A 12,714-nucleotide genomic window follows, 5' to 3' on the forward strand; every position below is an offset into this window, starting at 1 on the left:
CGAGCCCTCTCGCGTCTCCCGTTTTGCGTGGCGGCCCCATTGCCGCCGACCCCATATCTTACTTTCACAACGCCGGGGTCTTTTGCGTTACGTCTCAGATGGGGCCCGCATACAGGAAAATGCGCTCTGCGCCAAGTCGCGAGTTTTGGGGAGGCGTAAATGAAACGGGCGACCCGAAGGCCGCCCGTATGGTGTGGTCTCGATGTGCCGGGGTCACTCCGCGGGCGTTTCGATCGCGCGGAATTCGCCTTTGTCTTTCGTCAGGAGGCTGATGACGACAATCGCGATGGCGGAGGCGACGAAACTGGGGATGATCTCGTAGAGGCCTTGCCCCATGAAGCTTTTGTTCAGCCCGGTGGAAATCCAAAGCGCCACGGTGCCAGCCCCCACAACGAGACCCGCCACGGCGCCTGCGCCGGTCATGCGTTTCCACGTCAGGGAAAAGATCATCAGCGGCCCAAAAGCGGCGCCGAACCCGGCCCAGGCGTTGGACACGAGGCCAAGCACGGAGCTGTCCTGATTGGAGGCGATGAGGATCGCGACGAGGCCGACGAGTGCCACGCTGATCCGGCCCACATTGACCAGTTCCTGATCCGAGGCTTCGCGACGGAAGAAGACTTTGTAGAAGTCTTCGGTCAGCGAGGACGATGACACCAGAAGCTGCGAAGACACGGTGGACATGATCGCGGCCAGAAGGGCGGCGAAGAGGAAGCCGGTGACCAGCGGGTGGAACAGCAATTCGGAGAGCACGATGAAGATCGTTTCCGGGTCTTCAAGCGTCAGACCATTGCGCTCCATATAGGTGCGACCGAAGACGCCGACGCCGATGGCGCCCACCAGCGAGATCGCCATCCAGAGCATCGCGATATTGCGGGCCACGGGCACTTCTTTGACGGAGCGCACGGCCATAAAGCGCACGATGATATGCGGCTGGCCGAAATAGCCCAGACCCCAGGCGACCGTAGACAGGAAGGTCAACAGCGTCAGCCCGTGGGTCATCGACAGGTAGTTCGGGTCCACCTCGGTCGCGAGACGTTCGGCGGCCTGTTCGACGCCATTGCCCTGACCTGTGGTGAGGATCACGATCGGCATGATGATCAAAGCGAACATCATGATACAGCCCTGCACGAAGTCGGTGAGCGACACGGCCAAAAAGCCGCCAAACACCGTGTAGACCAGAACCACACCCAGAGTGAGGATCACGCCGGTCATGTAGGCGCCATCAAAGGCCGAGGCGAAAAGCTTGCCGCCGCCGACGAGGCCCGAAGCGGTGTAGACCGCGAAGAAAAGCACGATGATCACCGCCGAAACGACACGCAGCGTGGTGGCGGCGGTCGGAAAGCGGTTCGAGAGGAATTCCGGGATGGTCAGACTGTTGTCATAGCGTTTGGTCTGTTCACGCAGGCGGGGCGCGACGACGATCCAGTTGATGAACGCCCCGACGAACAGGCCGATGCCGATCCAGGCCTCGATCAGGCCGGAGGCATAAAGCGCGCCGGGCAGGCCGAGCAAAAGCCAACCGCTCATGTCGGAGGCGCCGGCGGACAGGGCCGCGACAGCCGGATGCAGGTTGCGCCCGCCGAGGACATAGCCTTCGGCCGTATCTGTGGACTTGCGCCATGCGTAAAAGCCGATGGCGAGCATCAGCACGAAATAGAGGATCAGACTGATCCAAACTCCCAATTCCATAACTCTTCCCCTTGTTGGAATTCTCAGGGGAAACATGCAGATGTCTAATCTCGAAACAAGAAAAGACTAGCAATTCAATGAAATAAGGACGTTCGATCATTTTTTGGTAATTTTTATGCGTGATGATCGCAGACGAAGGAAGAACATTGGGACATTTGATCATGCCGCATTCGGTTGTGTTTTTGGTTTTCAACTTGCGGAGGCTTGTGGCAAAGTGCCGGGACGTCTGGGTGGGCCGACGAATCTTTGTGATGCCAAGGGCAGAGTGCGCCATTCATGTTCTATGACCGACTGAGACGTTCCCCGACCGTAAATCCGATCCTTGCCTTTATGGCATGCCTTGGTCTGTTGATCTCAGTGGGCCTGTCTGCTGATGCCGCTGGCAATGAGATCGCCGCCAGAGCCGCGCCGCAAAGCCAACCGGCGCCACTGCGCAACGCGCGGATTTTGGCGCTTGGGGATTCGATGATCGCCTGGCATTCCGTTTCGAAAAATTCCATTGCCGATGCGCTGGCCGAAAGCCTTGGCGAACCGGTCGAAAACCGCGCCATTGGTGGCGCGCGCGTCATCTATGGTCTGCCGGTCACCGGCGCGATGGGGATGAAAATCTCCAAACAATATCGCGGCGACGATGTGGATTGGGTGGTGATCAACGGTGGTGGCAACGATCTCTGGCTGGGCTGTGGCTGTGGCGCCTGTGATCGCAAGATGGCGCGGATGATTTCGCTGGGCGGCAAAACGGGGGAAATCCCCAAGCTGGTGCAAAGCATTCGCAAAACCGGCGCGCGGATTATCTATCTCGGCTATTTGCGCTCGCCGGGGGTCGATTCTGTGATCGATGCCTGTGGGGCGCTGGGGGACGAATTCGAAACCCGGTTGTCGCGCATGGCGGCGGAGATCGAGGGGGTGTATTTCCTCGATGTCTCGGATCTCGTGCCCTCTGGGGACCGGTCATTTCACGGGGTGGATATGATCCACCCCTCGCGCAAGGCCTCCCGGATCATCGGGCAAAAATTGGCGCATATCATTCAGGCTTACGACTGATCTTTCGGGATTTGGTTCAGAAACAGCTTGAGCGCGCCGATCTCTTGCGGCCAGCTCAGCGTTTCAAAGGGCGGTATGGCCTGTGCCGGGCTTGCGCCCCAGATCACGATGCGCGCCCCGCGTTGTTCGAGCCTGTGCCCCAGTGAACCCGCGTTGACCTCTGCGGCAGGCAGGGCGAGGAAGGCGGCGGTCACCTCGGCGAGCTTTGTGATTTCCTTGAGCGCCTCGCCGGGCGTTGTCGCCCAGATGATCAGGGCTTCAGGCATGATGCTCAACAGCGCCAGGCGCAAGCTTTCCCCCAGGTTCCATTCGTCACACAGGATCAAAAAAACCGCACTGGGCGGCGAGGGAGGGGCATTTTTGCCGAACATGTCAGAAAGGTCCGTATCAGGAAATTAAAGCGTTTCGACTTTAACTTGAGTTATCACATAAAGTCGCAACGCCCGCTCTGCTTCGACGTTGCACTGCGTGTCTGCTCAAACCCGAGAACAGCTTTAAGCAGACACGCTTTATTCCCCAGAATGAACCAAATGGCGTCTTCGCGAATTAAACTATGACATAGTGGAGTGCGAAGAATGACGACGAGTTGTAAAAATTGCCCGCTGCGCAAGAAGGAGTGCTTTATGCCGTTCTCGGCGCAGGAATTGTCCTTCATGGAAACGTTCAAAAGCGGTGAGTTGAGTGTCGATGCGAAAACGACGATTCAGATCGAAGGGGCAAAGACACCACATCTTTACACGGTCTTGAGCGGTATGGGGCTGCGTTACAAGACACTCGAAAACGGTCGTCGGCAGGTCATCAATTTCCTCATGCCCGGAGATTTCGTCGGTCTTCAGGCGGGCGTCATGGGCGAGGCCGGGCATTCGGTCGAGACCGCGACGCCGATGGTGCTCTGTACCTTTCAGCGTCAGGACCTGTGGCGTTTGTTCCAATCTCATCCGTCGCGGGCCTATGACCTTGTGTGGCTGGCGGCCTCTGAGGAGGCGTTTTTGGGGCAAAGCCTTGCCACCGTCGGCCAGCGCACCGGGGTCGAACGCGTGGCTTGGGCGCTGTTAAAACTCTATGAGCGTTTGGATCATCGCGGTTTGACGAAAGGCAACAGTGTCGCCTTGCCCTTTCGCCAACAAGACCTCGCGGATGCTCTGGGGCTGTCTCTGGTACATACCAACAAAACGCTGAGTCAACTGCGGTCGCGCAGGGTGGCGGATTGGTCCAACGGGGCGCTCACCATTCTCGATCGCGAGAAATTGCAAAACAGCGCCATGATGGATGTCGAAGGGATGGAACAGAGGCCGCTGATATGAGCGTGGTATAAAAAAAGACCCTCCGAAGAGGGCCTTTTCCTGTTCCGATCCGTTTCCCCGCCGCAACAGTCGCCGTGGCCGGGGCTTCGGAGGTACTTTCGTCTTAGCGACGGATACCGAGACGCTTGATCAGGTCGAGGTAACGGGCTTCGTCTTTACCTTTGAGGTAGTCGAGAAGCTTACGACGCTGAGCCACCATCATCAAAAGGCCACGGCGACCGTGGTTGTCTTTTTTGTGGGTTTTGAAGTGCTCGGTGAGCGTGGAAATGCGCGAGGTCAGAATTGCGACCTGAACTTCGGGGGAACCGGTGTCACCTTCTTTGGTGGCGAATTCCTTGATCAGGCGGCTTTTCTCTTCAGCAGTGATCGACATCGGGGTCTCCTTTCGAAAACAAAGGGTTATGGCACAAGCCGGGATGTCGTCCAGCAGGGCCCTTGGAGAAAATCCCGGAGTCTTTCATCCGAGAATGCGCGCGTTTAGCCGGATTCTCTGTGAAAAGAAAGCTTTTTCCTGTTTCGGCTTGCTTACTGCCCGGTCTCAACCCGCTGGCTTTCACTGAGAATTTCGCCAGCCAGTTGTTTCGCCCAGTCCCCGATGATCGGCACGACCTCCATCTGGTTGAGCATAAAGCCGACAATCGACACCACGATCGATGCGCCGACGACGGAGCCAAAGCCAAAGGCCAGCCCTCGGAGGAACTGAAACCACATCATGCGCAAATTGGAATTGTGAATGCGAATAAAACGGTGATTGTTCAGCCGCTCCAGCTCAACTCTCAGCTCTTTGATATCCTGAGATAAAATCTTTTTTTCGTCTGACATGTCCTGGCCTTTGTTGCGGTCGCTCTGCCTTGGTTTATCTGAAGTCTTTGCAAAATGAAAATTAACCTTTGATAACAGCTGTTTAGATTAACTTTTTTGTATATTTTTCTTTCATTTGCAAAGCAAAGGTCTATGCTTTGTGCGGGGTTTGTTCTGTGTAGGGTGTGAGCAAATGTTATGGGCTTTGGCTTTGCTGGGATTGGTTCCGGCTGCGTTCGCAATAACGTCTTTCGAAGACGAAGGCACGCAAGGAAGTGTCGAAGACGCTGACACGGGTGTGGATGAGACCGGCGCGGAAGACACGCCCTCCGGCGAAGGTGATCTTTTGGACTTCACCGACCCTCTGCCTGAGGGCGATCCTGTTGAGGACAATTCCGTCGATGACGATCCGACTGCCGAAGAGGATGCTGCCGCCACTGACGAAAGCGATGATGGTCTCGGTGACGATTATGCTGTGGCGCTGGGCTCTGGTGAGACGCTTTTTGCGGATTTCGTCGCCGAAGAAGATCATGTGACTCTGACGCTCGATGATGGCGACACAGGTGAGTTCGTCGTTGAGCCGCTGCTGGATGAGAATGGCGATGAGATCGGCACAAGCCTGTCCTACGTGACGGATGAGGATGAGACGATTCTGTCTTTCCTCGGCTACGATTCCTTGCCCGTTGGCGATATTTCCGTTGAAATCATCGACCCTGAAAGCGGCGAGACAACGCTCTACGCTCTGGATGAATTGGGGGATTTCGGCGCGATTGATCCGAATGACCCGGACATCCCGGATGAAGCGGGCCCTGACGGCAGCGCGGATGATGATGTGCTTGCGGTCAATGATCCGGACATTCCCGATGAGCCCGGTCCAGACGGCAACGCAGATGACACTGTGTTGAGTCCGGAAGAGGAGGACGTCGCGTCGACCGGTGCGCTGACCGGGGAGACGGTGGAATATACTCTCTCTGATGAGGGCGAGACCTTTATCCTGCCGGACGATCCGATGCAGGGCGGTACGGATGCGGCGCTCACGCTGGATGAAAACGGCCAGCCGACAATTGAGACCGAGGGCACGCTGAATATTGTCACAGGCGGTGCAGGTAATGATACGATTGCCGCGGGCGACGATGCTGCGATTGTCAATGCGGGCGCTGGCGATGACACGATATATGGCGGCGATGGTTCTGCGATCCTGTCGGGCGGCGCGGGCAATGACACGATCTATGCGGGCAATGACACCGGGTCATCCTACGTGCTGTCCGGCGATGAAGGTGCCGATACACTTTATGGCGGCGATGGGGATGACACGCTTCTGATGGATGCCGAAGACACGGCCACGGGCGGTGCGGGCGCGGATGAATTCTGGCTCTATTACGACGCCAACGCCGATGTCGGCCATGCGGAGATCACCGACTTTGCCGAGGGCGAGGACATGCTGCGCGTGACCCTCGATCCGAAAGACAGCTTTGATGGTACGCTTGATGTCGATGTGAGCCAAACCGCCGATGGTCTGTCCAGCCAGGTGATCGTCAACGGCGACATCGTGGCGGTGCTCTACGGCTCGCCGGATGTCACGCTGGCTGACATCGTGGTTGAGGTCAGCCCCACCGCACTCTCTGCCTGATTGCGGTCGGCTTGATCAGGTCCACAGCTCCGGCTGTTGGGTATAGGCAATGTAAAGCGGGTGCTTGGGATGCCCGGCCTTTGATAGGCCGAGGTGATACAAATCCCGCCCCGTGGCCCGCAAAAGCCGCTCGACCTCTGCGCCGCGATCCAGATGCGCGCCATGGGTGCCCCAGGCGCAGATGATCTGATCCGCCCATTGGGCCCAGTCGCGAATGGCTTGGTCGTTCTCCGGCCCGACCGGATCGCTGGCAGCCCGCATTTTCTTCGGGTCCGTGTCGCGCCAGGCGAAAATATTCGTCACGCAAAACGACCCGAACCCAAGTGCACGGGCGCGCCGCTCACAGCGTTCCACCGTGGGATCGTTCTGCACTTCGGTGGCGGTCGAGGGGTTCAGCATCACAAAGAACGCCTTGCGCCCGTCCGGGTCCCAAGTCCGCACCAAAGAATAACGGTAGCGTTCGCAATCCGAGTAGACTGCGGTGGAGGGCGCGTCGCCCTTGGTGTGGGTACGTGTGATCATACGGAGTGAATGGCCGCTCCGGGGAGACAAATCAAGCGATCAAAGATTGAACACCCGAGACGGATGCAATTCGCCGCCTTTATATTGGCCCACGGCCACAGGTTTGCCCTCGAAGGAGGCCCAAACCTCATCGCCATATTCCACGCCATCCGCCGGATAGACCATGCCCGGATTGCCGTTCCTGAGCCGCGTTGCGCCTTCGGGAGTGCAGACCACCTCATCGAGATCGGCCAGCCCCTCTTCGACAGGGCGCAGGAATTGGTCGATTTCTTCGCTCTTGGCGAATTCTTCGATCTTGGCCAGCGACACGCCCTCTTCGACATCCCACGGCCCGGACCATTCCCGGCGCAACCACTCAACATGGCCATAGCAGCCAAGCGCCGCGCCCAGATCGCGGGCAATCGACCGCACATAGCCACCCTTGCCGCAGACCATTTCCAAGACCGCGTGATCTTCGTCGACGCGCTCATGGAATTTCAACTCGTCCACATAAAGCGGGCGTGCGGCGATCTCGAAATCTTCGTCATCACGCGCCAATTTATAGGCGCGCTGCCCGTCGATTTTCACGGCGGAAAACTTCGGCGGCACCTGCATGATGTCGCCTTCGAACTGTGCCAGTGCGTCGAGGATTTGCGCATCCGTCGGGCGCGCATCACTCTCCGCAATCACCTCGCCCTCGGCATCGTCGGTGTTCGTTGCCTGCCCAAAACGCACAGAGAAGCGGTAGCATTTCAAAGCCTCGGTGATATAGGGCACGGTCTTCGTCGCCTCCCCCAAGGCCACCGCCAAAACACCCGTCGCGTCCGGGTCGAGCGTACCGGCATGCCCCGCCTTTTGCGCATCAAACGCCCAGCGCACTTTGTTGACAACAGAGGTCGAGGTCATGCCAGCGGGCTTGTCCACAACCAACCAGCCGTGAACTGCGCGCCCCTTCTTGCGTCGGGCCATTACTCTTCCTCGTCGCTGTCTGTGTCGTCTTTGTGCAGATCGCGTTGCACGCGCTCGTCGGCAAACATGCGTCGCGTCGCGTCCATCCGGTCAAAGGTATCATCCAGCGCAAATCGCATCTCGGGCGTGTGCTTGATGCCAAGCGCTTTGCCCATCTGGTGCCGAATCTCGCCCTTGTTGCGCCGCAGCGCCTCAAGCGCCTCTTCGGCATCCTTGCCGCCCAGCGGCAGGATGAACGCCGTCGCCACCCGCAAATCCGGGCTCACGCGCACCTCGCCCACCGTGATCGACATCGCGGTCAGGTCGGGGTCGTGAATTTCGCCACGGGTGAGAATCTCCGACAGACGACGCCGAATGGCCTCGCCGACGCGAAGGGTGCGATGGGACCCGCCGGGGCCGCTGGAATGAGATCGTTTTGCCATAAAGGCCAGATAAGCCCGAACCGCGCGCCATGCAAGCGGGCTTTGCCAAAACCGCTGCGACACGCTAAAGCTCGCGCGAGAAAATTTCAGGAGACGAAAACCATGAGCGAGCTTCCCGGCATTGTCATCACCGGCGCCTCTGGCCGGATGGGCCAGATGTTGATCAAAACCGTCGTGGCCTCCGACAAATGCAAACTTGTGGGCGCCGTCGAGCGCGCGGGCAGCGATTGGATTGGGCGGGATGTCGGCGAAGCCATGGGCGGCACGGCTCTGGGCATTACGGTCACGGATGACGCGCTTGAGGCCTTCTCCCATGCGCAAGCTGTGATCGATTTCACCGCTCCTGAGGCGACCGTCGCCTTCGCGGCGCTGGCGGCACAGGCCCGTTGTGTCCATGTCATCGGCACCACCGGCATGTGCCCCGAGGAGCTGAAAAAGATCGAAGCCGCCTCCCGCCACGCCACGATCATTCGCGCGGGCAATATGTCCCTTGGCGTCAACCTTTTGACCAAGCTCACAAAAATGGTCGCCGCCGCTTTGGATGCCGATTACGACATCGAAATCATTGAGGCGCATCACAATCGCAAGGTCGATGCACCCTCAGGAACTGCGCTCATGTTGGGCGAGGCGGCCGCCGAGGGCCGTGGTGTGAAACTCGATGAGGTCCGCGACTCGGGGCGTGATGGCATCACCGGCGCGCGCAACAAAGGTGATATCGGCTTTTCCGCCATCCGGGGCGGCGACATCATCGGCGAGCATGATGTGATGTTCGCGGGCGAAGGTGAGCGCATCATCCTGCGCCATGTCGCCTCTGATCGCTCACTTTTTGCCAAAGGCGCCGTGAAAGCCGCGCTTTGGGGGCAGGGGCAGAAACCGGGCGAATACGATATGCTCGATGTGCTCGGCCTCTAACTTTTTCTTGGCAAAAATACTCAAAACAAAACCCGCAGGCGACTGCGGGTTTTTCTTTTAGAAATCGATGGCGAGGCCTTTTTTCTCCCAATCGCCATAGCGCACGGGCTCGGGCCCATCGCGTCCGCCCAATTCTGTCGGCATGGCATTTACCGCCGCGTCACGGGCCTTGCGACGCTCTTCCGCCTCGGCCAGCGCGCGCTGGGCGGCGGGGGGGAGGTGCGACATATCGTGTTGTTCGGGTTGCTCACTCATGAGGAGCTCCTTTCGGATGATCTTGTCCGGCTTGCCCTTGTGATATACGGGGTTGGACCATGAAAACAAGATCAACAGATGTCGCCGGGCTTGCCGCCCGCCGGGCCGCTCTGGCCCTTTTGGATGCCGTGCTCGTCGAGAAGCGGCTCCTCTCCGAAGTGCTGTTGCAGCGCACCAAGGATCTCACGCCCGAAGATCGCGCCCGTGCGCAGCGTCTGGTGACCGAAGCGTTGCGGGTCACAGATCGCTGCGACCGGATGCTTGGGCCGCATCTCTCAAAACGCCCCGCGCCGCATGTGATGAACGCGCTGCGCCTTGGGGTGTTCGAGATTTGCGCGATGAATGAGGCGGCGCATGGCGTGGTGAACGCCTATGTGACGCTGATGCAGGAGCGCCCAAAATCCAGCCATTTCAAAGGGCTGGTCAACGCGGTGCTACGCAAGATCGATGCGGATAAGGCAAAATGGGACACTCTGCCTGCGCCGATGCTGCCGAAATGGCTGCGCAAACCTCTGGTGGCGGATTTCGGCAAGGCTGATGTCAGCGCCATGGAGGCGGTGCAGGCCAAGGGCGCGCCCCTCGATCTGACGGTGAAAAACGACGCCGAAGGCTGGGCCGAAAAGCTTGGCGGTGAGGTTCTTCCGACCGGCTCCGTGCGGTTGGATGGCTCTGTGCAGGTCACGAAACTCGATGGTTTCCAAGCGGGGGATTGGTGGGTGCAAGATGCGGCCGCCAGCTTGCCCGCCCGCATTCTGGCGCCGGAAAAAGGCGTCCGCGTGCTCGATATGTGCGCGGCTCCCGGCGGCAAAACGATGCAGCTCGCCGCGATGGGTGCCGAGGTCACTGCGCTTGATATTTCCGAATCGCGCATGGCGCGCGTTCAGGAAAACCTGTCCCGCTGCTCTCTCTCGGCGGAAATTTGCGTCGGCGATGCGCTGGAATATGAGGGCGGGCCGTTCGACGCGATCCTGCTCGATGCGCCCTGTACCGCTACGGGCACGATCCGGCGTCACCCGGACCTGCCGCATGTCAAAGACGGCTCGGATTTTCCGGGGCTTTTTGAGTTGCAGGAACATCTGATCGACCGGGCTTTGGGGATGCTCAAACCCGGCGGAAAACTGGTCTATTGCACCTGTTCTCTCTTGATCGACGAGGGCGAGGAGCAGGTGCGCGACGCCATGGCGCGGCACCCTGATCTGCGCATCGATTTGGAGGCGCTGAAAATCCCCGGAATTGAACCCGAGTGGATCGGTGAGGAAGGTCTGCGCACACGTCCCGACTATTGGGCGGAGCGCGGCGGGATGGATGGTTTCTTTATCACGGTCCTGCGACGGGGATAACGGATCGGCATTTCCCGATGACATCCGGGGGCGCGCCCGCTATCTTCGGCGCAATTGAGAATGACCCGGTTAACAGGGTGGGGCAGGCCCGAAATGTCGCAAAGCGAGGATTGGCGCGCGAAGAACGTCCGCCGCATGAACAAGTATCATGCGTGGGTTGCCGCGCGTGCGACGCCCGCTTTGGGATTCGTGTCTCAGCCTGAGCCCAAATCCATCGGGTCTTTCGCGCGGGGCCGCCAGTTGATCGGTGGCAATTTCCTGTTTGCGGGCTTTCTGGTCGAGGCACCGAATGCCTCGATCTGGGACATCGAAGCCCCCGCGTCGGGATTTGTCGAAGAAATTCATGGCTTTGCCTGGCTCGACGATTTGGCCGCCGTGGGCGATTACAACGCGCGCCACCGGGCGCAGGACTGGATCAAGGATTGGGTTGAACGGTTCGGCGGTGGCAAAGGTCCGGGCTGGACGCCGGATTTGACCGGGCGTCGGCTCATTCGCTGGATTCACCACGCGCTGTTTTTCCTCTCCGGGCAAGAGGCGGAGGTCTCGAATGCTTTCTACAAAACGCTCGGCCAGCAGACGATTTTCCTCTCGCGCCGTTGGCGCACGGCCAGTCCCGGTTTGCCCCGGTTCGAGGCACTGACGGGGCTCATTTACGCCGGTCTGTCTTTGGTCGGCATGGAAGAACATGTCGCCCCCGCCGTCAAAGCGCTGGCGGAGGAATGCGAGGCGGAGATTGACGCCGAGGGCGGTCTGCCGACACGCAACCCGGAAGAGTTGTTGGAGGTCTTCACGCTGTTGACCTGGGCCGCGGCGGCTCTGTCGGAAGCGGGAAAGATCGCCGAAGAATCGCATCTCGCCGCGATTGAACGGATCGCGCCGACGCTGCGCGCGCTGCGCCATTCCGATGGCGGGCTGGCGCGGTTTCATGGCGGCGGACGCGGCATCGAGGGGCGTCTCGATCATGCCTTGGCCAGTTCCGGCAACAAAGTGCCGCCGGGGCAGGGGCTTCACATGGGGTTCCTGCGGCTGGCGGCGGGGCGGACCTCGATCATCATTGACGCGGCCACCCCGCCGAAACTCGAAGCGTCTTTTAATGCCCATGCCTCGACCCTGGCGTTTGAGCTGACCTCCGGGCGCCGGCCTTTGATCGTGAATTGTGGGGCAGGCAGCAGTTTTGGCCCGGATTGGCGCCGTGCGGGTCGGGCCACGCCGTCGCATTCCACATTGGGGATCGAAGGGTTTTCGTCCTCGCGTCTGGGCGCGAAGCGGATGATCGGCGGGCATCTGCGCGAATTTCTGGCCGATATTCCGACCGAAGTGCGCCTTGAGCTGCGCACCAATGATGATGGCGGCGGTTTCGTTGCCGGGCACAATGGCTATGTCAGAACCCACGGCCTCACGCATATTCGCCAGATCGAGCTGTCGAAAGACGGGCGTGGCATTGCGGGCGAGGACACTTTGGCGACGATCACCGGCGAGGACGAACGGCAATTCGACCGGATGATGGACCGGCTCAAACTTCAAGGCATCCCGTTTCAGGTCCGGTTTCACCTTCATCCCGATGTGGATGCGGAACTGGATATGGGGGGGGCTGCTGTGTCCTTGGCGCTCAAATCCGGCGAGATTTGGGTGTTCCGTCATGACGGTCGCGCGAAATTGAGCCTTGAGAGGTCGGTTTATCTCGAAAAAAACCGATTAAAGCCGCGTGCGAGCAAACAAGTGGTTCTATCTGCGACGGCAATGGATTATGCGACCCGTGTCCGTTGGACATTGGCCAAGGCGCAGGAGACGCCGACAACGCTCCGCGATCTTGAGATGGACGACGAGACTCTGATCTGACCGCCACA

The 12,714-nt window shown here is 59.4% G+C and carries 14 protein-coding genes; 6 read left to right on the top strand and 8 right to left on the bottom strand.

What is annotated here, in order from left to right; all coding sequences use genetic code 11:
• Window positions 1-213 precede the first annotated feature (213 nt).
• A complete protein-coding gene (gene putP, locus LC094_RS09275; RefSeq protein ID WP_226552118.1) occupies window positions 214-1,689 on the bottom strand; it encodes a sodium/proline symporter PutP in 1,476 nt (491 codons plus the stop codon).
• A gap of 276 nt (window positions 1,690-1,965) precedes the next feature.
• On the opposite strand from putP, the gene LC094_RS09280 reads away from it, so the two are divergent.
• Window positions 1,966-2,733: an SGNH/GDSL hydrolase family protein gene (locus tag LC094_RS09280; protein ID WP_226552120.1), complete on the top strand. Its 768-nt coding sequence runs from the start codon at window positions 1,966-1,968 to the stop codon at window positions 2,731-2,733.
• On the opposite strand, the gene LC094_RS09285 is transcribed toward LC094_RS09280, so the two are convergent.
• Window positions 2,724-3,104 carry a hypothetical protein gene (locus tag LC094_RS09285; protein ID WP_226552128.1) on the bottom strand — a complete coding sequence of 127 codons (381 nt, stop codon included), beginning with the start codon at window positions 3,102-3,104 and terminating at the stop codon, window positions 2,724-2,726. The two genes, LC094_RS09280 and LC094_RS09285, sit on opposite strands and share 10 nt — an antisense overlap.
• A 204-nt stretch (window positions 3,105-3,308) precedes the next feature.
• On the opposite strand from LC094_RS09285, the gene LC094_RS09290 reads away from it, so the two are divergent.
• Entirely contained in the window at window positions 3,309-4,037 is a 729-nt protein-coding gene (locus tag LC094_RS09290; RefSeq protein ID WP_226552130.1) for a Crp/Fnr family transcriptional regulator, read from the top strand.
• Between the two features lie 103 nt (window positions 4,038-4,140).
• Here the strand turns inward: LC094_RS09290 and rpsO are convergent, their stop codons facing one another.
• Both rpsO and LC094_RS09300 read right to left on the bottom strand, forming a co-directional pair.
• The gene (gene rpsO / locus LC094_RS09295; protein ID WP_167601341.1) at window positions 4,141-4,410 is read right to left on the bottom strand and encodes a 30S ribosomal protein S15; all 270 of its coding nucleotides are present in this window, start codon (window positions 4,408-4,410) and stop codon (window positions 4,141-4,143) included.
• 152 nt (window positions 4,411-4,562) lie between these two features.
• Window positions 4,563-4,859, bottom strand: a complete 297-nt coding sequence (locus tag LC094_RS09300; RefSeq protein WP_226552132.1) for a DUF5665 domain-containing protein — start codon at window positions 4,857-4,859, stop codon at window positions 4,563-4,565.
• Between the two features lie 172 nt (window positions 4,860-5,031).
• Here LC094_RS09300 and LC094_RS09305 point away from each other — a divergent pair, with 172 nt between their 5' ends.
• On the top strand, window positions 5,032-6,468 hold the full coding sequence (locus tag LC094_RS09305; RefSeq protein ID WP_226552134.1) for a calcium-binding protein: 1,437 nt from the start codon (window positions 5,032-5,034) through the stop codon (window positions 6,466-6,468).
• A gap of 15 nt (window positions 6,469-6,483) precedes the next feature.
• On the opposite strand, the gene LC094_RS09310 is transcribed toward LC094_RS09305, so the two are convergent.
• The 3 genes from LC094_RS09310 to rbfA are packed head-to-tail and all read right to left on the bottom strand — an operon-like array spanning window position 6,484 to window position 8,360.
• Window positions 6,484-6,990 (bottom strand): DUF1643 domain-containing protein, encoded by a 507-nt coding sequence (locus LC094_RS09310; protein ID WP_226552136.1) that lies wholly within the window; start codon window positions 6,988-6,990, stop codon window positions 6,484-6,486.
• A gap of 39 nt (window positions 6,991-7,029) precedes the next feature.
• Entirely contained in the window at window positions 7,030-7,938 is a 909-nt protein-coding gene (gene truB, locus LC094_RS09315) for a tRNA pseudouridine(55) synthase TruB (RefSeq protein WP_226552137.1), read from the bottom strand.
• Window positions 7,938-8,360, bottom strand: coding sequence for a 30S ribosome-binding factor RbfA (gene rbfA / locus LC094_RS09320; protein WP_167601346.1), 423 nt, complete (start codon window positions 8,358-8,360; stop codon window positions 7,938-7,940). Before rbfA ends, truB begins: the two co-directional genes overlap by 1 nt.
• A 102-nt stretch (window positions 8,361-8,462) precedes the next feature.
• Here rbfA and dapB point away from each other — a divergent pair, with 102 nt between their 5' ends.
• Window positions 8,463-9,272: a 4-hydroxy-tetrahydrodipicolinate reductase gene (dapB, locus tag LC094_RS09325; RefSeq protein ID WP_226552143.1), complete on the top strand. Its 810-nt coding sequence runs from the start codon at window positions 8,463-8,465 to the stop codon at window positions 9,270-9,272.
• A 57-nt stretch (window positions 9,273-9,329) separates the two neighbouring features.
• On the opposite strand, the gene LC094_RS09330 is transcribed toward dapB, so the two are convergent.
• The gene (locus tag LC094_RS09330; RefSeq protein ID WP_226552146.1) at window positions 9,330-9,527 is read right to left on the bottom strand and encodes a DUF1674 domain-containing protein; all 198 of its coding nucleotides are present in this window, start codon (window positions 9,525-9,527) and stop codon (window positions 9,330-9,332) included.
• A gap of 59 nt (window positions 9,528-9,586) precedes the next feature.
• Here LC094_RS09330 and LC094_RS09335 point away from each other — a divergent pair, with 59 nt between their 5' ends.
• Together LC094_RS09335 and LC094_RS09340 are read left to right on the top strand one after the other, a co-directional pair.
• Window positions 9,587-10,867 carry an RsmB/NOP family class I SAM-dependent RNA methyltransferase gene (locus LC094_RS09335; RefSeq protein ID WP_226552148.1) on the top strand — a complete coding sequence of 427 codons (1,281 nt, stop codon included), beginning with the start codon at window positions 9,587-9,589 and terminating at the stop codon, window positions 10,865-10,867.
• 135 nt (window positions 10,868-11,002) lie between these two features.
• Window positions 11,003-12,706 carry a heparinase II/III family protein gene (locus tag LC094_RS09340; protein ID WP_226552156.1) on the top strand — a complete coding sequence of 568 codons (1,704 nt, stop codon included), beginning with the start codon at window positions 11,003-11,005 and terminating at the stop codon, window positions 12,704-12,706.
• Window positions 12,707-12,714 lie beyond the last annotated feature (8 nt).

It is taken from the genome of Celeribacter naphthalenivorans, assembly GCF_020524585.1.
Taxonomy (GTDB): Bacteria; Pseudomonadota; Alphaproteobacteria; order Rhodobacterales; family Rhodobacteraceae; genus Celeribacter; species Celeribacter naphthalenivorans.